Source organism: Paenibacillus odorifer (assembly GCF_000758725.1).
GTDB lineage: Bacteria > Bacillota > Bacilli > Paenibacillales > Paenibacillaceae > Paenibacillus_AQ > Paenibacillus_AQ odorifer.
Genome location: NZ_CP009428.1, coordinates 1,786,353 through 1,812,756, shown reverse-complemented (window position 1 = coordinate 1,812,756; position 26,404 = coordinate 1,786,353). Strand labels below are relative to the sequence as shown.

13 protein-coding genes are annotated in these 26,404 nt (G+C 46.2%); 3 read left to right on the top strand and 10 right to left on the bottom strand.

Going from position 1 to position 26,404, the window contains the following annotated elements:
- Positions 1 to 31 precede the first annotated feature (31 nt).
- Positions 32 to 1,276 (bottom strand): extracellular solute-binding protein, encoded by a 1,245-nt coding sequence (locus tag PODO_RS07650; RefSeq protein ID WP_036675642.1) that lies wholly within the window; start codon positions 1,274 to 1,276, stop codon positions 32 to 34.
- A gap of 276 nt (positions 1,277 to 1,552) precedes the next feature.
- On the opposite strand from PODO_RS07650, the gene PODO_RS07645 reads away from it, so the two are divergent.
- The 3 genes from PODO_RS07645 to PODO_RS07635 all read left to right on the top strand — a co-directional run bounded on the left by PODO_RS07645 (position 1,553) and on the right by PODO_RS07635 (position 8,849).
- Positions 1,553 to 2,458: an ArsR/SmtB family transcription factor gene (locus tag PODO_RS07645; protein WP_036675644.1), complete on the top strand. Its 906-nt coding sequence runs from the start codon at positions 1,553 to 1,555 to the stop codon at positions 2,456 to 2,458.
- Between the two features lie 482 nt (positions 2,459 to 2,940).
- Positions 2,941 to 7,740 (top strand): LamG-like jellyroll fold domain-containing protein, encoded by a 4,800-nt coding sequence (locus PODO_RS30470; protein ID WP_080742434.1) that lies wholly within the window; start codon positions 2,941 to 2,943, stop codon positions 7,738 to 7,740.
- A gap of 194 nt (positions 7,741 to 7,934) precedes the next feature.
- Positions 7,935 to 8,849 carry an ArsR/SmtB family transcription factor gene (locus PODO_RS07635; protein ID WP_038569496.1) on the top strand — a complete coding sequence of 305 codons (915 nt, stop codon included), beginning with the start codon at positions 7,935 to 7,937 and terminating at the stop codon, positions 8,847 to 8,849.
- A 49-nt stretch (positions 8,850 to 8,898) separates the two neighbouring features.
- Here the strand turns inward: PODO_RS07635 and PODO_RS30465 are convergent, their stop codons facing one another.
- The 9 genes from PODO_RS30465 to PODO_RS07590 all read right to left on the bottom strand — a co-directional run bounded on the left by PODO_RS30465 (position 8,899) and on the right by PODO_RS07590 (position 26,245).
- A complete protein-coding gene (locus tag PODO_RS30465) occupies positions 8,899 to 9,180 on the bottom strand; it encodes a DUF6171 family protein (RefSeq protein ID WP_076100542.1) in 282 nt (93 codons plus the stop codon).
- Between the two features lie 12 nt (positions 9,181 to 9,192).
- Positions 9,193 to 10,689, bottom strand: a complete 1,497-nt coding sequence (locus PODO_RS07630; protein ID WP_038569495.1) for an alpha-N-arabinofuranosidase — start codon at positions 10,687 to 10,689, stop codon at positions 9,193 to 9,195.
- A gap of 108 nt (positions 10,690 to 10,797) precedes the next feature.
- Positions 10,798 to 11,505, bottom strand: a complete 708-nt coding sequence (locus tag PODO_RS07625) for a DUF421 domain-containing protein (RefSeq protein WP_038569493.1) — start codon at positions 11,503 to 11,505, stop codon at positions 10,798 to 10,800.
- Positions 11,506 to 11,667: 162 nt separating this feature from the next.
- Positions 11,668 to 19,635 carry a polysaccharide lyase family 8 super-sandwich domain-containing protein gene (locus PODO_RS29920; protein ID WP_052096874.1) on the bottom strand — a complete coding sequence of 2,656 codons (7,968 nt, stop codon included), beginning with the start codon at positions 19,633 to 19,635 and terminating at the stop codon, positions 11,668 to 11,670.
- Positions 19,636 to 19,676: 41 nt separating this feature from the next.
- Positions 19,677 to 21,509 (bottom strand): glycoside hydrolase family 35 protein, encoded by a 1,833-nt coding sequence (locus PODO_RS07610; protein WP_038569492.1) that lies wholly within the window; start codon positions 21,507 to 21,509, stop codon positions 19,677 to 19,679.
- A gap of 25 nt (positions 21,510 to 21,534) precedes the next feature.
- On the bottom strand, positions 21,535 to 22,809 hold the full coding sequence (locus PODO_RS07605) for an alpha-L-fucosidase (RefSeq protein WP_244886442.1): 1,275 nt from the start codon (positions 22,807 to 22,809) through the stop codon (positions 21,535 to 21,537).
- Positions 22,810 to 22,924: 115 nt separating this feature from the next.
- A complete protein-coding gene (locus PODO_RS07600; protein ID WP_038569491.1) occupies positions 22,925 to 24,322 on the bottom strand; it encodes an ABC transporter substrate-binding protein in 1,398 nt (465 codons plus the stop codon).
- A gap of 141 nt (positions 24,323 to 24,463) precedes the next feature.
- On the bottom strand, positions 24,464 to 25,300 hold the full coding sequence (locus PODO_RS07595; RefSeq protein WP_036675652.1) for a carbohydrate ABC transporter permease: 837 nt from the start codon (positions 25,298 to 25,300) through the stop codon (positions 24,464 to 24,466).
- Positions 25,301 to 25,315: 15 nt separating this feature from the next.
- Positions 25,316 to 26,245 carry a carbohydrate ABC transporter permease gene (locus PODO_RS07590; RefSeq protein WP_051490863.1) on the bottom strand — a complete coding sequence of 310 codons (930 nt, stop codon included), beginning with the start codon at positions 26,243 to 26,245 and terminating at the stop codon, positions 25,316 to 25,318.
- Between the last annotated feature and the right edge of the window lie 159 nt (positions 26,246 to 26,404).

Sequence of the window (26,404 nt, the reverse complement as noted above, 5' to 3'; positions counted from 1 at the left end):
CATTACTTCGTACAATCTATTCTATTTTGCTTTATTTTGCTGCACTGCTGCTTTCCGCAATTTTATCTTCAACAAATTTTTGCATCGTTGCCAAAGTCTCATCAATATCAACGTTGCCACGAACGATATCCGCACAGTAAGTATCTACAGCTTCCGCAATGTATGGGTAGTATTCATATGTGTAAATGTAAAGGGATTCGATTTCTTTTTCATCAGATGTAAAGAAGGATTGCATATAGTCTTTGTACTCAGGGCTTTGGTTAACTACGTTACTAGCTACGTTTTGTCCAGCTTTTGCCCATTCCATCGAATTCGTACGAACATATTCCAAGAAGTTAGCAATACCTACTTCTTTTTCGTCTGTTCTCTTATCATTTTTCAACATAGCGAACAAGTGAGAAGAAGATCTGTTGGTGAATTTGTCAGGAGTAGGAGAATAAACATTGGTCACGCCAAAGTTCAAACCTTCAACCCCAGCATGTGCTGTAGAACTCCAAGTTCCGTCTGTCGAGAAAAGTACATTTTGAGATTGGAACATCAAGTAACCGTCTTCACCAAATGGAGTCATAAGGCCAGCATCGGCGATTTTCTTAACATTTTCAAACGCTTGTTTAAAGACAGGGGTGTTAACAGCCGGTTTTCCATCAACTTGGATATCGCCGCCCAAATCTTGAATTTGAGCCAAGATAACCCAGCCCAGCAAAGCATCATTAACTACGTAATCGCCTTCATCCAATTTACCTTGTAAGGAAAGCATTTCATCAATAGTAACAACGTTATCATCCAAGAAAGATTCAGCATTATACTTTTTCAGCAAATCTTTATTGTAATACATTACGTTACTATGAATATCAAGAGGAACTGTGTATTGAGTTCCATCGATATTACCAGTGTTCCAAGCTTGTGGTAAGTAATTTTCAGCTTTCAGTTCAGGTTGTGCTGGCAATACGGTATCTTGCATGGATTCCAGTACACCTTGTTTAACAAATCCAGGAACACGGTCAGCATGGATAATTGCTAAATCAGGAACACCTTTGCTAGATGCCAAAACTGTAGAAATCTTTGTGTACATATCAGCCGTAATAACATGTTTTACTTTAATTTCGGGATTCGTTGCATTGTAGTTTTTAACAATTTGATCCATATAAGCACCGTCATCACCGGTCAGCGGTGTCCAGAACGTAATCGTCTTACTATCATCTTTACCACCGCATCCTGCCAAAACTGTCGATAATGTTAGAACCGTTGCTAATAAAACTCCAAATTTCTTTTTCATTACTCTCTCCCCCTGCAGCTGTAATGTTAAGATAACCATTCATGTTCACTTTCTTTGAAAACGATTAACTTGAGATTAGTATACATTCATTGTGAAAGCGTAGTCAATAACATTTAAATAAACTTAACAGAATTTTTTTTCGTTTAATTAACCTTTTGATTCATCTCTCGGAGATGAAAGCGATATTATATTTACTTCGGTTACCTTTCATGTTACTTTATATATAGATTAATAAACTTTACAGTATATGAAATAACTTTGAAAGAAGTGGGTAAAATGCAGTTGGAAATCGACAAATCCTCTCTTGTTGTTTACGAAGCTTTAGCGAGTGAAGTACGCATCAAAATTATTCAGTTGCTCTCCAAAAATAAGATGAACATCAAAGATTTGGCAGAAGAACTTAAAATAAGCAGTCCTATCGTTACCAAACACATTAAAAAACTAGAAGATGCAGGGCTCATAAAAACGGAAAAGGTGCCTGGTAAATCAGGAATGCAAAAAATCTCAATCCTTAGGGTGGATCATATTGAGATTAACTTCCCGAAGAAAATCTTTCACTCCTTTGCCTCCTACGAGACATCAGTGCCGATTGGTCATTATACCGATTATGATCTGAAACCTACTTGCGGACTTGCTACGGATAAGGAGTTTATCGGCAGAGTAGACGAACCTAAGTATTTCATGGATTCTAAAAGAGTGGACGCAGAGATTCTCTGGTTCACTCAAGGTTATGTGCAATATAATATCGCTAATTTCCTAAAAAAAGAGGAAACCCTACAGCAATTTGAAATTAGCTTGGAGCTTTCTTCCGAATTCCCCTTTGCTAATGACGTATGGCCTTCAGACATCACCTTTTCTTTGAATGGCTTGGAATTAGGGACTTGGACGAGCCCCGGGGATTTCGCTGATGCTAGAGGTAAATTCACACCGGAATGGTGGCCACACAATATCAATCAATACGGATTGCTAAAAACGATTAGAATTACAAACCACAATGGAACTTACATTGACGGTGACCCGCTGTCTCAGGTTTCGATTGAGGATTTAGATACGACTTGTGACCGTTGGACCTTTCGGATCGAAGTGAAGGAAGATGCAAAGCATGTAGGAGGAGCAACGATTTTCGGAAAAAAATTCGGAAACCATGATCAAGATATCATTTTCAAATTGTACTATCTGTAAATTTTTCTTTTATGTTCTAAGCAAAACTGGTTCTTTTTGCGGGGGTGAACAACTAATTAGCTATTCTTCCTTAGCTCCCCCCCACCCGTTATGCCCTACCCCCTCTCTTTATCCATGCTGATATATCCCGCCTAGTCATCCATTCACCAAATTTCACTCTTATCCACTTCAGCATTAATCACCAGTAGTTAAATCATTTTCCTCTTATTTGAAATTATAATTTATAAAAATATAAAAAGATTCACAGATTTATAAATTTCTATTTGACTATTTGCTGATATCATGCTTAAAATGAGAGCATTATAAAACGTTTTCCTTGTTATGGTTTAGTAATACATAAATTAAAACCATTTTCATATACGAAAGCGTTTTTTTAGTAGCTATTTATGTAAGCGTTTTACATTTTTTTCAGTAAAGAAGGGAGGAATTGGAAAAATACGCGTGTACAAGCTCTACATCACTAGAATCGGAGGATCATACATTTGAGAAAAACTACTGGTAAACTAACCGCTTCCCTGCTTGCACTCACTCTATTAGTGCCTGCTCCATTAATTTCTGCAGCTTCTGCAAGCGATTCCAAATCAGTCGCATTATCCACTCAGCAACAAATCGCCGATTATTCCGGCCACTGGGCACAGAAGGATTTTCAATCTTGGGTAGATAAGGGCTTGATTCTGGGTTACGGAAACGGAATATATAAGCCAAATCAAGAAATCAACCGTGCAGAGTGGGTTACTCTGGTTAATCGGGTCTTTAATTTGCAGGAAAAAGCCGAAATTGGCTTCACGGATGTTTCCACGACAGGTGCTTACTACAGCGATATCCAAAAAGCAACCGCTGCAGGATATGTGACAGGATACAGCGATGGCACCTTCCGACCCGCACAGCAAGTAAGTCGTCAAGAAGCTGCAGTAATGTTATACAGACTGTTCCAACTCAACTCATCTGTTGGCACTTCTGCACCAAAGGATGCTGCTGATTTGCCAGAATGGAGCCAAGAAGCAGTATTGTCTTTACTTGGTGAAGGTTATCTGCAAGGCTACACTGACGGCAGCTTTAAAGGAACTCAGGCTGTAACAAGAGCGGAAGCACTGCGCATGATTGAGAAGCTGGGCGGAGAAATCACACCTAAGAGCGGAAGCTATTCGGGGATTAACACTCGGAATATGGTTATCAGCAGCCCAGGCGTAGAGTTGAAAAACTCCACAATCTCAGGGAATCTCTACCTTACCGAAGGTATTGCTGAGGGCGATGTCACACTGAATAATGTCACTGTTAAGGGAAAAGTATTCGTTGCCGGTGGCGGTGAGAACAGTGTCGTACTAAGCGACTCCAATGCTGCTGAAATGGTAGTAGATAAGCATAACGGCAAGCTGCGCGTCGTTACTAGAGGCACAAGTGCTGTACCAAACGTACGCGTACATTCCGGTGCAATACTAGAGGAAGATGCATTAACGGGGGCAGGTTTCAGCCGGGTTATTGTTGAGAATACGCTGCCTAAGGATTCCATCCTCAAGCTGAAAGGAAGCTTTGATTCCGTTGAGCTTCAAGCGTTGGGAGAGCCTACACTCCATCTGACAGCAGGCAGTATTGCTGAAGTTACACTGAAGCAAAAAGCCAAGCTGCGTGTAGAGGCAGGTACGGAAATCAAGAATCTAATCCTTGGTTTCAACGATATCCTAACCATCCAAGGCACGGGTAAGGTTATCTTTGATAGCAAGTACAGTCAGCTAATCCATTTTGAAACACCAACTCCAACGGCTACGGCAACCACTGGTACTGGTGGATCTAACGGCGGTTCTGTTGCTACATCAGCTCCGGAAGTTACAGCTACTCCGGCTCCAACTGCTACACCAGATCCAACGGCTACACCAAATCCAACAGCTACACCAAATCCGACGGCTACGCCTAGTCCGACGGCTACACCTAGTCCGGGAGCAACTGCACCAGCACTCACCAATGTCTCGGTGCATGATCCATCGGTGGTTGTGGATAATGGAACTTATTATGTATTTGGCTCCCATATCGATGCGGCCAAATCAGATGATCTGATGAACTGGACACAGTTCACTAATGGTTATACAACACCGGGCAACGTGATTTTTGGTGATCTGTCCAAGAATCTGGCAGAATCCTTTAAATGGGCTGGCGAGAACGATTCGGACAGTAAAGGCGGATTCTCCATCTGGGCACCGGACGTATTCTGGAATAACGATTATAAGAACGCTGATGGAACAACTGGCGCTTATATGATGTATTACAGCGCTTCTTCTACTTATATCCGTTCGGCGATTGGCTACGCCACTTCGCAAAATATCGAAGGGCCTTATACTTATGGAAATACCGTAATTTATTCCGGTTTCACCAAGGAAGAGGCTTATGACAGTGACAGTAAAGTAAATAAGAAATGGGACAATACAAATATCAAGGACCTTATCGGCAATGGAACGCTGGAAGGTGTCAATCCAGATTGGTTTAATGCAGGTGGTTTGTACCAAAACAAAACCTATACAAATGCAATTGACCCAACTATTTTCTACGACAAAGACAACAAGCTTTGGATGACTTATGGTTCATGGTCAGGTGGTATATTCATTCTGGAGATTGATCCAGCTACCGGAGAACCTAAATATCCAGGCAAAGATGGAAAGACCGCTGATGGACGTCTTATCGACCGCTATTTCGGAACCCATATTTCTGGCGGAATGACCAAATCGGGTGAAGGTCCGTATATCGTTTACGACAAGGATACTGGTTACTACTTCTTGTATGTAACTTACGGTGGACTTGACTCCAAAGGCGGTTACAGCATGCGGCAGTTCCGTTCAACAAATCCGGACGGCCCTTATACGGATGCAGCAGGACAGAATGCTGTTCTAACTACCGATGGTGACAACACACCATATGGTAATAAGCTATTAGGAAACTTCATGTTTACAAATCAAAATGCAGACCCGAATTTCCAAACGTATGGTTATGTGTCCTCAGGACATAACTCGGTACAATATGATGATGAAACGGGTAAAATATTTAACTTCTTCCACACTCGTTTCCCACTCCGTGGTGAAACACATGAACTTCGTGTGCATCAAATGTTCACTAACGAAGATGGCTGGCCAGTAACTGCCGTACATCGTTACACGGGTGAAACTATTGGGGCTGTAGCACGGGATAATGTTGTCGGCTCTTATCAGTTCGTTAACCACGGCAAAGATGTTTCAGGCATCATCAAACCCACAGTAGATATCGAGCTGAAAAGTGACGGAACGATCGCTGGATCGTTAACCGGAACTTGGGAATTGAAGGATGAGTACTTCGCTCATTTGCTTATTAACGAAACGGAAAATGGAAACACCGTACAACATCTCTACAAAGGTGTATTTGTGAAGCAATGGGATTCCTCACGCCAACAGCATGTTATGACGTTCACCGCAATGTCAGATCAAGGAATCACTATCTGGGGCAGCCAGATGGAATCGATGAGCGTTGAGCAGATTTTGAACAATATTGCTGCAGGCTTGAGTATTGGTGACACAAGAAAAATATACGATGACATCACCCTCCCTACGGAAGGCTTGCGCGGAGCAGAAATTTCATGGTCCTCTTCCAATGAGGCTGTAATTGGTAACAATGGTAAGGTTACTCGTCCTGAACTTGGACTTGGAAACGCTACAGTTGAACTGACTGCTACAATTAAGCTGGGCGAAGTCGCAGTAACTAAAACCTTCACCGCCGTTGTTATGGAAAAAAAGAGCACGCAACTGGAAGACGGCTTAGTAGCTGCCTTTGACTTTGATGGCGACCTTGCAGAAAATGGTGATCGTACAGCTGACGGCATAGTCACCGGAAATCTGATCAACAACACTGAGGATGGAGACATCACTTTTGAGGCTGGTAAAGACGGTCAGGCAGCCAAGTTTGATGGCAAATCCGGTGTTCGTCTACCTGACAGATTAATTCAAAGTAGCGCATACTCAGTAGGGATGTGGCTGAATCCATCCGAATTAAAAGCTTTTACTCCTGTATTCTTCGGTGCTAAAACCGAAACGAACTGGTTCAGTCTCCTGCCTTATGGAAACGGTGGAGCAACCACTAGACTCTGGTTCGGTAGCGATACTTGGCTAGATGCTGATACAGGCTTACAAATTCCAGTTAACCAGTGGACGCATGTAGCCTTCACTTACAATGCTGGAACAGTCAATATGTATGTAAATGGTGTATTGAAATCCTCCGGAAAAGGATTCACAGATATTTTTGATACAGAAGACGGCGTATTTGCTCTTGGTGTGAACTATTGGGATGCACCCTACAAAGGTTTGGTTGATAAATTCCGCGTGTATGATAGAGCATTGTCTGCGGAAGCTGTAGGCTGGCTTGTAAACGGTGAGCCTGATACGAACATCAAAGTAAGTAATATTTCATTCAGTGAAGCTGTTAAATCAGTAGCTGTAGGAAATACTTTCACCCCTCAAGTAAGTGTGCTTCCGACCAATGCCGGAAATAAGGCGCTAACTTGGAGCTCTAGCGATTCCAGCGTAGTGGCTGTTGACGCAGCGAGCGGAATAGTAACAGCACTAACTGTCGGTGGCCAAGCTGTAATTACTGCAACAGCGACTGATGGAAGCGAAGTTTCAGCCAGCTACACAGTAAATGTAACTGATGGAAAAGTAGCTCATTATGCTTTTGATGGCGACCTGGATGACTCCTTCCAATTGAACGGAAAAGGCGAAGTTACAGGAGCAAAAGTAGATAGCCCAACAGTAGGCAATATCACATACGGTAACGGTGTCCTCGGTCAAGCTGCAATATTCAACGGTACCTCCGGTATCCGTTTGCCTGATGGATTAATTGACAGCAATACCTACACCGTATCTATGTGGCTAAACCCTGAACAACTGACAGATGCAACAACTACTTTCTTCGGCGCTGCCACTAAAAATAGCTGGATTAGCTTCGTTCCTCAGAACGGTGGCGGTAAAACGTTGTTATGGTCCGGAGAAGCTTGGTATGATGCTATTTCTGCCATGAAGATTCCAGTAAATACATGGACACATGTTGCGTTTACGGTCAGCAATGGAACCGTAAAAGTTTACCTCAACGGAGTAGAGCAGTTCTCTGGTGAGGGCTTCCCGAATGTCTTTAAGAATAAGAATGGCGTTTTCGCTCTAGGCGTCAACTATTGGGATGCACCATTTAAGGGTATGATTGATGAACTGAAGATTTACAGCAGAGCGCTCAAGTCAGATGAAGTACAGGCAGAGTATAGCTCGAACGTAGATTAAGCAAGACTTGATTTGAAAAGAGAGAGCGGAGCCACAGGCTCCGTTCTTTTTTTAAAGTCCCATATTGTAAAAAAAGTATTTAACTAATATAATCATTAACTATACGTCCGAGATAAACGTCGATTTTTATATTGTTATTAATAAATTTCTTAATCATCGGCGATTAGCCCATAAATTTTAATTGGAGGCCATTTATGAAACTTGACCTGTCGGAAGAATCCCTTCCCGTCTATGAAGCTTTAGCCAGCTCAGTACGCCTACACATGTTGCGTTTGCTTGCCGAAAATCCTATGAATGTTAAGGAATTGGCCGCAGCAGTAAATTTGAGCAGCGCAATTATGACTATGCATGTGCGTAAGCTGGAAGCTGCCGGCCTGATCCAGACGCATATGGCACCTGGTCGAAGTGGTCTGCAAAAGATCTGTACTCTAGCTGCTGAAGGAGCAGAAATCACCTTTCCAGGCAGACAAATCAATGAGCGCAAAAGTTATCGTAAGGAAATTCCGGTTGGACATTATTCCGACTTCCTGATCGAGCCAACCTGTGGTCTTGCAACTACTGAGAAAGTGATCGGCAGTTTTGATGATCCCCGATATTTCTGGGATCTTGAGCGTATGAATGCGGGGATTCTTTGGTTCGGCAAAGGATTTATTGAATATAAAACCCCTAATTTCCTACTCTCCAGCCAGCATCCTGAGGAATTGATTATAACCATGGAAATTGCTTCCGAAGCACCTTCCATTAATAATAATTGGCCTTCGGATATCACATTCACTCTGAACGGAGTGAAGCTTGGATTCTGGACAAGTCCCGGTGACTACGGGGATAGCCGTGGTAAATATACACCGGCCTGGTGGCCAGCACTCACGAACCAATACGGCTTGCTCAAGCAGCTGCGCATTACAGCAAAAGGTACATTTATGGATGGTTTGAAGCTCTCAGAAGTTACCCTTGATCAAGTGAATATCCGTGACAAACAGTGGTCTTTTAAGCTTTCCGTAGATGAAGATGCCGAGCATATTGGCGGGATTACTCTTTTTGGCAAAGGTTTTGGAAATTACAATGAAGATCTAATCGTTGAATTGTTCTATACGGATAACCAAGAATAAAGCCGCATTCACCTCCCATTGGAGAGTCGAATGCGGCTCTTATTTTAGCTTAATTCTTTTCGATAAAGGGGCCCCACAAGCCACCCCCGGGTAATGGACAACTACGTTCCTTAAGCTTGGCTACTACGGGGATGATGCAACCGCAAGCGACGCAAGTTACCCCTTCGTGCAGCTTAGGGCAAGTCCCACAAAGGGCAACCCGTTCAGCGTAAACTTCATCTGGAACACAAAACTCTGGCTTAAACATGGAAGAAGACAAGATACGATTAATCTGCGTTGGCGTAACTTTATAATCCTCTCTGCATCCCTTGCATGTTGATGTTGTTGACATGGTAACACCACCTTAAGCCTTCGGCGTAATCTCCAGCACAGTTACTGACATTGGAGGCAGTTCAACATTAAGAAGATCGCCCTCCAGAGTAAAGGCAGTGAAGGCTTGCGGCACTACTGCCTCCGGTTGGCTGAAGGTATTGTGAGCATCAATTTTGTCACCGGCAAGTGTTGTGCCTGTCACTTCAACCTTCTTCCCGGAAAGACCACGAAGCTCGAGTGGTACAGTAGCAGAAGCTGCATGGTTCAAGTTGCAAAGGCTGACATGAATGATTCCAGAAGCAGTTACGGAAGCCGAAGCAGATACTTCAGGAATCTCACGGCCTTCAAAGCTGTAAGTGCCACTTTCCAGTGCCAAATCCAGCAACTCCGCATCCTGATGGACTTTAAACATATTGAACACATGATACGTAGGAGTCAGCACCATCTTTTCCCCTTCGGTCAATATAACTGCCTGAAGTACGTTAATCGTCTGCGCAATATTTGCCATCCGTACCCGGTCACTATGTTTATGGAAAATATTCAAGGTCACGCCTGCTACAAGAGCATCCCGAATTGAATTTTGTTGATACAGGAATCCTGGATTTGTTCCCGGCTCTACATCATACCAAGTTCCCCACTCATCTACGATAAGACCTACTCTTTTATCCGGATCATATTTATCCATAATAACGCCATGTCTGGTGATCAGCTCATCCATGCGAAGGGCTTTCTCTAATGTACTAAACCATTCACTCGTTTCAAAGCCTGTAGCTGCACCTTTATTCTCCCATGCTGGACCAGGGATTGTATAATAATGCAGGGTAATCGAGTCCATAAAGCGTGTTGCCTCACGCATCAGAACCTCCATCCAGTGATAATCATCCACGTTAGGACCACAAGCAATCCGGTGAATACGATTGTCCCCGTAATTACGTACATACGTCTGATATTGGCGATAAAGATCTGCATAATATTCTGGACGCATATTCCCGCCGCAGCCCCAGTTCTCATTCCCCACGCCAAAATAAGTCACAGCCCAAGGCTCTTGATGGCCATTCTGCTGGCGAAGCTCGGACATTGGAGATACGCCTCCAAAGGTTAAATACTCCACCCATTCGGACATCTCTTGAACGGTACCACTGCCCACATTACCGTTAATGTAAGGCTCACATTCCAGCATCTCACATAATTCCATGAATTCATGTGTACCAAAATGGTTGTTCTCAACGGTTCCGCCCCAGTGAGTGTTGATCATACGTTTACGACCTTCACGGGCTCCGATACCATCTTTCCAGTGATATTCATCTGCGAAACAGCCGCCTGGCCAGCGAAGTACAGGAATTTTAATTTCCTTAAGCGCTTTCACGACATCATTACGAATGCCGTTGGTGTTAGGAATAGTTGAATCTTCTCCAACCCAAATCCCTTCATAAATACAACGGCCTAGATGCTCAGAAAAATGTCCGTAAATATTTCTGTTAATCGTCCCTTTGCGAATGTCAGTATTAAGGATCGCACGTTCTGCCATGGTTAAATACCGCCTCTCAACGTTTATATTTTTATTAACTAATTAATAATTATATAAACATTATAAGACGCTGCTTAGGCATCCGTCAATCTCCAATATGAATAAAAGCTATTCTTTATCAATAGGTTTCTTTATCCCGTCTTCATAATAGTCAAAAATGAGCTGCTGCTGCGTTCCTCTCACCCCGTAAAACACATCAGAAATTTGTTTTCCCTTACGTCTTAACTCGTTCTCCAGCCACTCGTGGGTCAGGCTATTATCCTTAAGATTATCTGCAAGCACTATTCCATCCATAATCAATTCAACGGGAAAGCTCTGAGGAACGGACAACAGCTTTAGATCTTTTCGGGTAACATATTGGTACTCTTGTTTCTTTAATACAGATACCATTCCGTTATCTTCCAGCACAGCGTATTCTACTACCTCTAGATTAAAAATTTCCTTTTCTCTCAATGCCTGATCCAAAGAGTCCAACGAATACCTTACCTTTTTCATATTTTGCTCAAGAATTTTCCCATCCTCAATAAGTACAGTGGGTGAACCTGAAATCCAGCTTCTCATTTTACGACTTTTTAAAGCGATGATAGATAGTAAAAAAGATGTAACGGTAACGACTATAAGCGCCAGGATCATGTAGGAAGAATGCAGCTGTTTATTAAACGCCAAGTTCGCGGCTATTGAGCCCAATATAATACCCGTCACGAAATCGTGGAAGGTCAAGTTAGATAACGTTTGTTTTCCCAATATTTTGGCGATCAGCAAAAGCATGATCATAGCAACAAAGGCCCTAAGCACAATGTCCATATACACCTGCATCTCTAATGCTCCCTTCCTATTCAATCCCCCATTATTCACAAACTAAGGTGAAATGAAACCTCAACGAAAGCTCTGCCCATCCAAACCTGCCGATTTCTCTAAACGCCAAAAGGGCTCTGGAATGGTTCTACTGAACCTTCCCAAAGCCCTGGCTTCAAATTCTTACTTTTCAGTCTTAATTGCTAAAAGATTGTATAGAACCATTGCACTCTCAGCTCGAGTTGCTGAGCCTCCCGGAGCGAATTGCTGGTCACTTCGACCCTGGATAAGTCCAAGGGCTTGGGCAGCAATGATCGATTCACGGGCCCATGAGGCAGCCGCACGCAAGTCACCGAATTGGATTACAGGCTTTGGTTCCACCTTTTTCCCGCTGACATATTGGTAGGCTCGCATCACCATGACCGCCATCTCTTGGCGGGTAATAGGGGCTTCTGGAGCGAAGAGAGTCTCACTCACCCCATGGACTATCCCCGCCTCTACAGCCTGCGCCACTTCCTCCGCATACCACTCATCCGCAGATACATCCGCAAACGCTGTAGATGATTTCCCTTCAAGTCCCAGCAAGCGGATCAGCATAGCTGTAAATTCTGCACGGGTCACTGACCGGTTCGGCTCGAAATTCCGAAGTCCGACTCCTTGAATCAGATGTTTGGCCGTTAGCTCTTGTACAACCGCCGCCGCCCAATGTCCAGAAGGAACATCGTCATACGATTTGTTGTATTCCAGCACGGCATATGTGCCTAAGTGTTCGGTGCGCAAAGCCACCTTGCCCTTCAGCCAGGAACCGCCCGCATACTCTATATTTCCGGAATCCGGAAAATAATAGCCGCCGAGCAAATTCCTTTTGGCCTCAGGGTAGGCGTTAAGCTCTAATGTAACGGGCTCAACAAATTGGTGAAGTATGCTTCTTGTACCGTCACCAGCAACAATATACAGGTTAAAGAAAAGGAACTCTCCTGCCTGGTTTAGCACTGCACCAGATTTCTTCTCTGCGCTAGCTAGTATTCTCTGCGCCGCTTCCCCATTCACCTCAGAAGCCTCCAGAAAGATCTGGCTACCGGCCAATTGCTCCGCAGGAATCAAACCCCGCAATTGTTGAAGCACCACTGCCGGAAGGGTCACATTAAAGTTAGAAGCCTCTACCCGAAGCGGCTTCTGTTTGAGCATGTCTGCTGCCATCCCCGGCAATACTAGCATTCTTAATTTACCCTCGTAGACAATGGCTGCCGAAAGATCGTTCAACGAAGCTGCGTTTAGTTGCAGCCGCCCCGCCGTCACCTCCGGTACGGAAGGCACTTGTGGTTGCGGACTCGGAACAGTTGAAGTATTGTCTTCCGCTTGTAGAATCTGAAGCGTCAGACTGCTCTGCCGTCCTCCGTAACTTGCAGTAATCACAGTCATGCCCGGATCAAGTGCTTGCAGCTGCCCCGTTGCCGTTACTGTGGCTACCTTCCTGTTACTGCTCTCGTAGATCACACCCTCGGTTACCGTAAGGTGGCTATCATCACTATATACCGCCGTTGTGACCACCTTACCGCTCTGCCCTATTTCCAAGGATGTCGGACCGCTTAACGAAATAGAGACGAGCTCCGGCAGTTGTTCATACACCTTTAATAAATAGGAAGCGGTCGTGTTGTCATATACGGATGAAATAACCGAAACGCCCGGGCCTTTGGCTTCAATATGGCCATCTTTGCCTATACTTGCGACGTTAGGATCGCTGCTCTCATAGACTATACCTTCGGTTACTATATAACGGCTGCCATCGCTGTACACTACCGAAGTAACCACCGTTCCGGTCTCCCCGACACCCAGGCTTTCCGGACCGCTAATTGCCGTTGAGACTCTTTCTGTAGGCTCCATGACCGTCACCTGAAGCTGTCGGAACGGCTCTACATTACCAGCCTTATCCACCGAACGATAATCAATCCCGAAGGTTCCGGGCTTCTCGATATATACGCTCTGAGTAACCGTATTCCATGCACCACCATTGAGCCGGTATTCTGTCCGCTTGACTCCCCAGCCGACAGCTCCCCCATTGGATTGGTCGGTGACATCAAAAGTGATATTGACTTTGCCCTTATATGCGCCCCCTTCTCCTGTTTCTCCAAGTATGGTAGCCTTCGTGACTGGAGGTGTTGTATCTTTCGGCAAAATTTCCAGATACGCGGCATATTTGCCATTCTCATTCTTACGGCTTCTTATGTCTGTGGCGAGATTATAGCCTACCTGCCTAAGAGCCAGACTTATCACCGGATCGGAAGGGAACTCCGTGCCAACCCATGAGGTGATATCGAACTGCCGCCACTGCTCCGGTCCGGAAAAAGTCTGCAGCGCAGCTTGAGTACCGATTTTTGGAGCATTATTGTAATTTAGCGTTGCCTCCGTCCAATCATCATCTTGGACTCCAAATACACCGATATCGGACAAAGTGCCTGCCCCGTCATTTGTCTTTCCGAACACATTCAGCTTCACAGAACCGACTTCGCCGACAAACGGACTCAGATCGAATTTTAGATAAACCCTTCTGTCTGTGTCCCCGCTGCCATTTCTGATTTGCAAGTAATTGACCGAACTATAATTGACTGCAGCTTTCGATCCTCCATTGACATACGCATCTTCAGAAACATACAGCTTCGTTATTGCCGCTTCGTCTGGTTCCGAATCGGAAGGCTCAGAAGGTTCGGCATTCGGATCAATTCTGAACTTGACAACATGGCTTTTTCCTTTGGACCCGCTTGTATGAATTGCGAGTTCAATCCTCGGCGAGGTCTGCAGTACCGTTACGGTTGGATCTTTCATCAGTTCTTCCAGCGCGGTTCTGCCGACATCCACATTCACCACAGATTGAGACTGTGTCGGATCCGAAATGGCTATCGTCAGTTCATCTCCAGACTCCTTGATAATAATGGAGGCTGGATGATTGGCGCGCACGGATTCGATCATTCCCGGTACCCAGAAGTTCATAGCCATAAGTCCCAGCTTCTGTTCCTTGACGGCTTGCACACTATCCGTGTTGGCTATAATTTCGATGTCAGGACTACTGCTATAGCGCGCTGTCGCCGTTTCATCCTGATTCGGCAGAAGCACATACGAATACGATTGATTCACCGGATTCGTTCCCTGAGCAATCGACAGGCTGGCATAATTTCTCGTAATCGGCTCCGTTGATCCCCCTTGATTAATATCCTTCCATGCGCCAGTCCGAGACTCACGCAGACCGTCAATCGTTGGGGCATCAGGGAAATAATAACCGATTCCCGAGCCGGGAACATTGCCTTCCAGATGTGCCCAATGCACCTGATTCATTGACTCAGACCAACCCAGCGCGGATGGCTTGGCCTCTCCGTTGACCGTAAGTACATTGTCTCCGCTCGCCTTGAGCTTACGGTTATCTACGATGGTCTCCACCTTGCGGTTATCTGTGCTTGTAATGCCTGCCCCAAGCGCTACGATTTCATCATCGAACATGAACCAGGACTTTTTACCGGACAATGTGCTGTTATCCGGATCCAGATCCATGCCGGCCGCTCCATAAAGGCCGTCTATGGATGATCCTCCCACCCATGTTTTTGATGTAGTCTTGGCTGCACCGCGTGTTGCCCCATCTGAGGTAACCCCAGGTAGACGGTAAGCGTTCACGGTCGGCCAGAACGCATCAGCATATTGATCTAGATCCTCGTTATACAGATAGGTCATGCCTTCGCCTGTATACCAACCCTTCAGGTTCTCCGTCCCGGCTTCATAGTTGGCGATTCGGGCCGAAGACATGCTGATCCCAAAGGCATATCCAGGCCGATGGTGGACAATCCGGTCCATAGCCGAAAACTGTTTGTGCACAGTAAGGTCTCCTGATGGCTGCACCTCTGGATCGTCCATAAGCGTCTGGAGCAGAACAATATCGGCTACTCTTAGACCGTCGTAATAACTTTCTACTACCGTATCGGCTTCGAACCAATACTTCACCATCGATTTAAATCGGGCCGCTTGCTCCGGTGGCGCGGAAGAAGCCAGCCGCAAAATATGCGACCAAGGCACGAGCTGCCGGTTTCCCCGGGCTATCGATCTACCGAACACCATATCCATCATTAATTTTCTGTAGACAAGAGGTTCATAAGAATCCGTTACCCAGTTGTATACATTCTTCATATTGGTATCAGTCAGCGGCCAAGAGGACCCTGTCAGCAAAGTCATCATTTTCATCATATCGCCAAGCAACACAGCCCCATAACTGCCGGTATAAGCAATATTATTATGCTGGATAAAGGAGCCGTCCTCATAAAATCCGTCTCCGCGGGTCACATAGGGTAATACTTGGCTAACCGCATCCCGCCCTTGTTTGATCTTCGCGCTGTCACGATTATAAATGCCCCTCAAGACCACTGCCAGTGCTTTATCCAGCCGATTCGCGCCGGTTTCCATCAACGAGGGTTGATTGGTCCGTTTGGTTGGGTCCGGGCAGAATTTATCAATGGCTTTGGTATATTTGGTAATCTGATCGGCTGACAAATACTCGAACATTAAGGCCATCGTATCTCCCAATGCAAGCGGAATGCCGATCTCCCATTCGAACCAATTGCCTTTCTCCAGTTTGGTTTCGTTATACCAATTCGCGTATAGGAAATCTAAACCATCCAGAATATCTGATTTCAACTGCATATTCTCGTACAATGGTGAGCCGGATGTCGAAAAGGCAATAGCCATATCCTTCAACCGGTTATAAGAGGCTGCCGTATCAAAAGCATCCGCTGTGCTGCCCGGCTTATCGCTCCATAAATAAGTACGGTTCATTTGCTTGTTCATCGTATCCCAGAATCCAGTTCGCTCCTGATTACTGATCTTATCGGATAAAGTTTTTATAGACTTGGCAATGTCCGGGTTATTCGGGTCGAAGGATTGCCCTCCGGTCAAATACTCCACCCATCTTCCACGAAGCTCGTCATATTCGTCTTTTGGAGTCTCTCCTTCAGTAATATTAAATTTCAATACATGCGTTGCCCCTATAGAATTCTTCACATCCACCGTTATAACTGTATTTGCCGAAGCTTGCACTACTTCCGTCTTGCTGTCTTTGCTGAGCAATGTCAACCCCGGCACATCCAGTTCTAGGGCCAATAGGTTTTGCGATTGTGTAGGATCAGACACCGAAACGATAAGCTCCTGATCGGTCTGCTGAATCATCACGGAAGCTGGATTGCGTGCCTTGATGAAATCCACCGTTCCGGCATTCCAGAAATTAGCGGCGGTTATGCCCAGCTTTTTCTCTCTGACTGCATGCACATCCTTGCTGTTGCTCAGCACTTCGATATCCGGGTTGCCACTATAGTCTTCAGTACCGGCAATGTCACGATTAGGCAACAGAACATAGGAGTATGAGCCATTCGTAGGCGTATCTCCATGCTCAACTGCCAGGCTTAAGTAGTTGCGCGTAATGGGAACATCGGATTGAGTGGCATTAATCTCTTTCCAACTGCCGGTTCTGGCTTCACGTTGCGCCAGTATACTTGGAGCTTCAGGGAAATAGTAGCCCACGTCGGAACCTGGCACATTACCCTCCAGATGGGCCCATTGAACGTTCTTTAACGTCGCTGACCATCCGGACTGTGACGGTTCTACAGCTCCGTTGATTAGAAGTTTGTTGTTTCCCACTTCGTTTAGCATCCGGTTATCGATAATCGTCTCAACAGACTGCGGGCCGGCAGTTGATTTGGAAATTCCCGAACCAAGCGCCACAATCTCATCATCGAACATAAACCAGGATTTCTTGCCTTGCAAATCGCTACCGGTCACTTGGGAGAGTGAGAAATCCATACCTGCTGCACCGTATAGGCCTTCCAGCGACGATCCACCCACCCAGGTTTTCGGATTCATGTAACTTTTCCATTCCACAGGCACCATTCCCTGCCCCGATCCATCCGTTGTCGTGCCAGACAAGCGGTAGGAATTGACGGTAGGCCAGAAGTCATTGCGGTATTGGGTCAGATCCTGATTGTATAAATAGGTCATTCCAATCCCCGTATACCATCCTTTCAGGTTCTCGTTGTTCCCTTTCTCAAACGCCGAGATGCGATTCGAGAACAGACTCAAGCCGAAGCCGTAACCTTCGCGTAGATGAACCACCCGGTCCATGCCGGCGAATACCTGATTCTTAATGAGAGCTCCTCTTGGATTGATCTTCCCGTCATTCATCAGCTTTTTCACAATCGTTATATCGGCAAGCGACAACCCTTCATAATAATTGCCGGATGTCATATTCGCTGAGATCCATTCTTTCACCGCTTGCTTAATGGATACTGCAATATTCTCCGGAGCAGTTTCAGCCATCCGCAGCAAGGTGACAATTAACCCTCTTGCGCTGCCGCTTCCTTTTCTAGATATACCTCTGCCATTTACCGAATCCATAAATTGACCGTTGTAGATCACCGGCTCGTAAGTCTGAGCCACCCATTCGTAAATGTTCAGAACATTCGGGTCCGTTATTGGCCATGGAGAATCGGTCAGCAGATAAGACATATCCGCCGTCCCTTTGAGCCAGACCGAACCATATCCTCCCGTATAGGCAATATTATTATGCTGAACGAGGGAACCATCCTTATACACACCGTCACCATGGGTCGTGTACACATACTCGGAGCCAATGGAATCACGGCCCTGAATGATCTTTGCACTGTTGTTGCCAATCACGCCTCTTACCGTGACCACAAGCGCTTTATCTAGTAGATTTGCTCCCGTCATCTTCGTGCCCTTAACGCCAAGCACCGACCCTACTTTTGGGTCTGGACAGAAGGCATCAATAGCCGCAAGATACTGATTGATTTGCTGCGGTGTTAGATGGTCATACATGAGCACCATAAGATCATTCACAATCTGCGGCGTGCCAATCTCCCAGTCCCACCAGTTCCCATAAGCGCTTTTGCTCGGATTATAGCGGTTTGTATACATCCAATTGATTGCGCTTACAATATCATTCACCAAAACGCTGTTGCCGTAAAGCTCCGATCCCTCCACAGAATAGGCCAATGCCATAGTCTTCAAGCGATTGTAAGCGCTTGTAATAAACTGCGAATCTGTAGTGCTCGCGGTATCACTCCACAAGGAGGTGCGGCCGGAGGATTTATCCATACTCTCCCAAAGTGCAGCAGCCGATGCAGCCTGAGCGCTAATACTAGCAGCTATATCAGGATCACTCCCATCGTATTGACCACCACTTAATCGGTCGTACCATTTCAGCCTCAGTTTATTGTAGGCCTGTATCGTGTCGGGAGCTTCGACAGTAACCAGACATTCGGCTGCAAGGCTACCATCCGGTGTGGCGATCTTGATGGTCGAAGAGCCGATCCCCGTACCCATTACATTACCAAGTGCGTCCACAGTCGCAGCTTCTGGATTGCTCGAAGTCCACACTACCGTTTTATCCACCGCCGTTATAGGGGATAAAGTGGGCAGAAGTGCAACCGTGTCCCCTTTGACCATAGAAAAGGCCGTACGGTCTAGCGCAATTCCTGTAAGACCCGCATATTCCTCCAATGCGATATCATCTATCCATAGCTTTCCTTTTCCAGTCTCCAAAAAAGGCTCGATGACTAGCTTCGTCGCGTTAGCCGGCATAGTTAGAAGTACTTGCTGCATACTCCAGTCCTGTGTGCCTGTTATTTTGGGAGAGGAAGGTCCATCTCCCACTTTGGCAGTATTGTAATACTGTGTTCTAAAGTGGGCTCCCTGTCCAGTGACGTTGTCCGTCTTTAGCCAGACTTTAAGTCTGTAGGATTTACCGGGGATAACCGAAGTTACCCCCTGATTGATGGAAATCCTGCTTGTGGCAAAGGCATCGAACAGCATGGACCGGGTTCCTTCATGCGCAGTGCCAGCGTCTATCTTGATATTCGCTGTTTTATTCGTGCCTTTCCCGCTACCTGTAGGGACCCATAAGCTCCAGCCCACCGGAGCAGCGTCTGTAACCCCTGTCCAGGTTGAGTCAAGGGCTGTCGTTGTATTCTCAAAGCTTCCGTTAAGCATAAGATTTGATGCAGCCGCAGATGCCCTGCTATGCGAGGGATAAAGAACTCCCCCACAGGAAGAAAAAAGATCAACAATGAGAACTAATACTAAAAATAGACTTGGTTTACGCATTTGTTCACCCCAATCTTAGAATTGGTTAAAGCTAAAGGCATCTACAAGTTATCATCCTGCACAAAATTCAACACGGCGTCATCGACGGCCGAAGTTCTTCCCAGATCAGGAAGGTTCACAAGCTCAATCTCGCAAGTCTCCGCACGGCCATGCAGCTCCAAAAGAACAAATTCATTGCGCCCCTTGCGCAGCAATGGGCCCGGGATATATAGGGCGCGTTGCGGCCCTGCGTTCCAGTAGCGGCCCAGATTAAAACCATTGATCCAGGCGACCCCTTTATTCCATCCATCGAATCGTAGAAAGGTATCGCCAATCTCCTCCGCCTCGAAGCTGCCCCGGTAGAATCCGGGCAGACCCGAAAGGGTCGCAGCTTGCTGCTTCTCCACCGGGTGCTTCTTGTACGCTAGTGAATCCAGCTGTTCCTGTTCCAACGGCAAAGTACGAATCGTCCAGTTATATTGCAGCTGGTTATCAATCCGAACCCCGTCCAGAATCCCTTTCGGATCGCGAATGAGCGGCCCGTAATTGATTCGTCCCATGTTCTCGACGAGGATATCCAGCTGCGCTCCCCCAGCGGGGATGGAAAGTTCCAGTGGCAGCGGATTCCAGCGCTCAATCACCCCAAGCACCTGTCCATCCAGGAAGACCTGCGCCCGATCGCGCACGCCCTCGATGTAGAGTTTCTGTCTAGAGCGCGGCCCTTTCACATAAGTGCTGTACAATATAAAACCATAGGATTGTCCGAGCTTCTCCATCGGCTGTACACACACGCTGTTCACCGTCTCTGATAACTTCTCCAGATTGGAAGCCGTGAATAGTTCCGCTCTTTCCGTCAAAGCGACTTTCCCGTAAGAAATCTTCGGAATCGGCTCAGGGAGTGGACAAGTCGGGGCAAATCCATGGTTGCTGAGTACCGACCGGACAGCTTCAAATTTCGCCGTCGTATCTCCCCATTCCGTGAGCGGGGCATCATAGTCATAACTTGTAGTCGTTGGCTCGTAGGTGACGATATGATTCGCACCATTATAGAAACCAAAATTGGTTCCACCATGGAACATGTACATATTAAATGAGGAGCCCTGTGTCAGAATCTCATCCAGAACACCTGCTACATCCCCGGCATCGCGTACATGATGATCCTCCATCCAGTGATCAAACCAGCCGTTCCAGTATTCCATCACCATAAGCGGCTCTTCAGAGCGGTATTCCCGATATTTGCGGAAGGATTCCTCTGTACTGGAGCCGAAATTGACTGTCGCATGCACATCCTCCAGTGTTCCGCCGAGCAACATCTCATCGGTTGGCCCGTCGGAAGTAAATAGCAGCACATCGATCCCTCTGCTGACCAGTCCATCACGCATATAGCCCAGGTAGCCACTGTCATTACCATAGCTGCCATATTCATTTTCTACCTGAACGGCCAGAATTGGTCCGCCATGTGTGGAGAGCAGCGGAACCAGCAGAGGAATTAGCTCATCGTAATAACGGTCTACCTTGCTTAAATAAAGAGGGTCACAGCAGCGAAGCTGGAGTTCCCCGTAAGCTAGCAACCAGCCCGGCAGGCCTCCGAACTCCCACTCCGCACAGATGAATGGACTCGGTCTGACAATAACATGAAGCCCAAGTTCACCAGCCAGTTCGATAAAAGATACCACATCGGCCATGCCATCAAATACGAACTCCCCTTCTTTAGGTTCATGTATATTCCAGGCGATGTAGGTCTCCACGGTATTGAATCCGCAGGCTTTCAATTTCAGCAGCCGGTCTTTCCAATATTCAGGCACAACCCGAAAATAATGAATGGCTCCCGATACGATACGATAAGGCTGTCCGTCCAGCAAATAGTGTCCGTCGTTCCAGGTGAGCAGGCTCATTATCGACAACCTCCTTTATTAATATTTATTCTAACGATTCCCCGCAGTGGTAGACGGCAAGCCGTCTGATCTTGGGGCTTGCGGCAGCTTCTGACACCCGTAAGCGGATTTTCTCTGCGACAACCGGAGGGAAGGCGTCGATTTTCTTATGGCCAATCGAACTGCCACGCTTCAACTCCAGCCACGCTCCGTTGCTGTACGCTTCCAGCATATATCCTTCTACTCTTTCGCCGTAAGCGATATCCTCCATAATCTCGGCATGATCAATCACAGTAGCTGCTGGCAATTCCAGTTCAACAATATCTCCAGTACCTGCTGTTACCGCCAGAGCCTTGTCAAATCTGCGTCTTATCTCCTTGCCGAATTCCAGCAGCCGCTGCACATCAGCCTCCGGAAACAGCCCGCGGTTGTCAGGGGCTACATTGAGCAGCAAAGTTGCCCCATGTCCAACCGAACGATAATAAATATCCATTAGCTGCTCCAGAGACAGCAGCAGATGCTCCTCCTCAGGATGCCAGAACCAGCGGTCTTTACGGATGGGCACATCGCATTCCGCAGGCACCCAGCTCGGCGTTCCGGGAAGCCAGTTCAATGAAGCTTCACTGAACATGCTACCCCGCGCAGAATTTGCAGTGTTCCAGCATGGATAAGGAGCAACGCCATCCTCATTGCCAACCCAGCGGATCGTTGGTGCCCCCATATTAAACACCATGGCGCCTGGCTGGTGGCGCTTGATCAGATCCATAATCCGCTGCCAATCGTAATTGCGGCCCTCCGACCCTGCGCCGTCGAACCAAATTTCCGTAAGCGGACCATAGCCCGTAAGCAACTCTTGTAATTGTATGGCATAGAAATCATCGTACGCTTGCGGATCTGCATAACAGGGCTCATGTCTGTCCCACGGAGACAAATAAATGCCGAAGCCAACTCCAAGTTCACGGCAAGCCTCCGCGCATTCCTTGACGACATCGCCGCGACCTTCTTTCCATGGGCTAGAAGCCACAGAATAAGTACTTGTCGCAGTCGGCCACAAGCAGAAGCCATCATGATGTTTAGCTGTCAGTATAAAATAACGGAATCCAGCTTCTTTGGCTGTACTAACCCATTGGTGGGCATCCAAATGAAGCGGATTGAAGACCGCAGGTGAATCATTGCCTTCTCCCCACTCCTGATCGCAAAACGTATTGATGCCAAAATGGCAAAACATCCCCAGCTCCAGGTCCTGCCACTCCAGCTGTTCCCTAGAAGGCAGCGCCAGTTGCTCTTCCGGCTTGTTCTGTGAAAATCTGCTTTCCATCATTTCTACACTCTCCCATATGTTTGTGTAGGCCCAATATATAAATAAGGCTTTGGAAAGCCAGTTGATGACCTTCCAAAGCCCCGTCCACAACTTGTGATACTTGCTTATTCCCTATTTATTTGATAACACCTTTTTCGTTGATGATTTTTGTCGCTTCATCAACCATCCATTGCTGCACCTTATCAATCGATTCATTTCCAAGCATAAATCTGCTGAAGCCGTCATCGATTATTTTGGTCAATTCGGATGTTGCCGTCGTCATCACCTGCGCACCATCAAGGAACTGAATTGCACTGTCAAAGAGTGTATATTTGAGTGAATCCATATCATACATATCCTCTTTGCCAGCTACCAGTTTGGTCAGCAAGGCTTCATTATCCGCTTTTTTATAACCGGAGAATTCCAGTCTGTTATCACTAACAGCCGTTGACATAAATCTCATCAGTTGGAAAGACGCCTCTTTGTTCTTCGAAGTAGCGCCCATCGCCAGCATATTGCCGCTGGTGAAGTATTTGCCCTCGTATTCTTTTGGTTCCGATCCTGCCGGAGGCACCGGTACCGGAGCAAAAGCTGTCTTGAAATCATGCGGATACTGCTCAGTATTGCCCGGATCAGCAATCGTCCAGTTACCAGCCAGAATCATAGCGGCTTCTTCATTAAAGAATTCCGTGCGGTAATTGAGCTTAGCCGCTAAAGCGTCTGCATAAGTTTTCGCAGATTTATCAGCAGACTCCATATCTTTGCGCAGCTGGAAGAAGTATTTATAGGTTGGATCCGCGAAAATGGTCGTCCCGTCATCATACACGAATGGATCTTTCATCATCGTTTGGGCCGGAGCGTTCATATACAACTCCCAGGTGTGGAAGTATGTGCCGTAACGTTTGTCTACGCCTTCACCTTTGGTCAGTTTTTTAGCATAATCGCGGTAGTCATCCCATGTCCAGCCAAAAGTAGGTACAGGCAGCCCAGCTTCATCCAGTGCATCTTTATTCAGCATTACATAGTTGCTGCTCTTGGTATATTGCATCCCATAATAGTTGTTGTCTACCTTAGCATTCACATAATATTCATCCTCAGGAACGAGGTTATCCTTCTCATAGAATTCATTCAGCGGGGCAAGTGCTCCCCGGGTCGCCCGTTCAAGTACGCCTCCAAGGCTTGGTACCTGAACAACGTCAATCGCTTCGCCGGATGAAATCAGGAAGTCGAGTTTCTTCAGCATCTCCACAGAATCACCGGGAACGAGTGTCACATGCTCTACCTTGATATTTGGGTTCTGATCCATAAATTCCTGCAGCATGGCATCCGTGCCTGCTGATTGGGCTTCATTGTCCCAGTTGTAATATTTGATGGCGACTTGCTTGTCCACCTTGGTGTTCCCGGCATTCGTACTGGCTTCAGCACCGCCATTCTTCTCTGAATTTCCGGAATTTCCACAGGCGCTTAACATTAAGGAAACCGCCAGCATGGAGCCTAGTACAACGGATAATCTTTTTTTGCCCTTTGTTTTCATTTTACTTCCCCCCGCACTGAAATTTAAGTATAGTGCCTTGTTCATTTCTTATTATAGGCACCCGCTGTACAAGCCAAGTGCACAATTTTGCTGTAGTAGGATCACATTTTTGACTTTTACCCTCTTTTGCATACCCGCAAGTCAGCCCTTTACGCCTCCCAAGGAGATTCCGTTAATGACTTGCTTTTGCAGGGCAATGAACACGATGACCAATGGGATGATCGCCGAAACGGCTGCCGTCATCATAATCGCATAGTTGTTCGAATAATCGTCCCGGAACAGTGTCATACCGAGTGGGATAGTGTACAGATTCTTGTTTAGCAAGAAGATCAGCGGATTCTGGTAGTCATTCCAAGTCCAGATAAATTTGATGATCGCCACGGTAGCGAGCACCGGCTTGCAGAGCGGAACAATGATAGACCAGAATATCCGCAAATGGCCTGCACCATCAATTCGCGCCGCTTCAATATATTCGTCGCTGATACCAATCATAAATTGCCGCAACAAGAACGTGAAGTAGATGGAGAACATACTCATTAGTACGATAGCAGCATGAGTATCATAGAGGCCGAACCAACGAATCAGCAGAAAACGCGGAATCAGCGTGGCCTGGTCAGGAATAATCATGAACGACAGCAGCGCCAGAAAGACCATATTCCGTCCTTTAAATTTGATTTTGGTCAAGGCGTACGCCGACATAGATGAAATGATCAGTGTGATGCAGGTTGTAATAATCGCAACTTTAAAGGAGTTTAAATAGAAATGGGAGAAAGGTACCCGTCCCATCCAAACCATCTTGAAATTATACGCTACATTGATCTTCTCGGGAATCCATTGGATCGGGAAGCGCATTACATCTTTTTCATACTTGAAGGCTGCGGAAATCATCCAGATCAGCGGAATAAGAAACACAATGGACAAAGCCCCCATGATGCAGGTAGTGATCACTCTGGACATATTTTTTCTAATCAGTTGCATGTTAATCTCCCCCCTTTATTCTTCATTTCTCATTTTCCAAGTGGCTGCGGTAATCAAGCCGATAACAGCGAATAGCAGCCAGGAAATTGCAGAAGCGTAGCCCATGTTGTAGTATTTGAACCCTTCCTCATAGATCCTGAACACAAGCACGGTAGAAGAATTATTCGGACCGCCTTCGGTCAAAAAGGCGATGATGTCGAACACCTTAAACGAGCCAATCAGCATGGTAATAAGCAGGAAAAATGTAGTCGGACGCAGCATCGGAACTGTGATGGCAAAGAATTTTTTCAGCGCGCTGGCGCCATCTATTTCGGCGGCTTCGTAGATTTCATCGGAAATATTCGTCAAGCCAGCCATATAGATAATAATGGTGTAGCCAAGACTTGCCCAAGAACTGATAATGGCAATGGATAACAGTGAGGTCTTTGGATCAACTAGCCATTTCGGAGGGCTGGAAATTCCAAACTCCATCAGCAACTGATTGATCGGTCCAAGAGACGGATGGAACAATGCACTCCATACGGCAGCTATCGCAATAATTGAAGAAATATAAGGAATAAAGAAAGCCACTTTAAAATAATTTTTGAGGAACACACTGTTTTGAATCAATGCCGCGAGCACCAGCGCAATCGCAATCGGTATCGGCACGGTCATAATCATATAAAAAGCATTGTTCTTCAAAGCTTGAATGATACTCGGATCATGGAACATTTTGATATAGTTATCCAATCCGATGAACTCGATTCCTTTGACTCCCGACAATAGATCCCATTTCGAGAAGCTCAAATAAAGTGAGAATCCAAGCGCAAATACATTAAGAAAAAGCATCCCGACAATTTCCGGTGCCAAAAACAGCCACCCGGTTAAAGCCTCTTTCCGTTGCGGAGTCCAGAATTTCCGCTTCTCTTGCAGAATTTTTGGCACAGGTTGTTTTGCAGCCTCCACGTTGTATCACCTCGACAATTTGATTTGTCATTATAGTAATACATCCGCCTTCCGCAAGAAGGAGTGATTATGACCCGGAATGTGCAAGATTTTGACCTTTGTCCGCCGACAACAAAAAACCGCCCTAGAGGGGCGGCGGGTCTGTTCATATCGTTGACA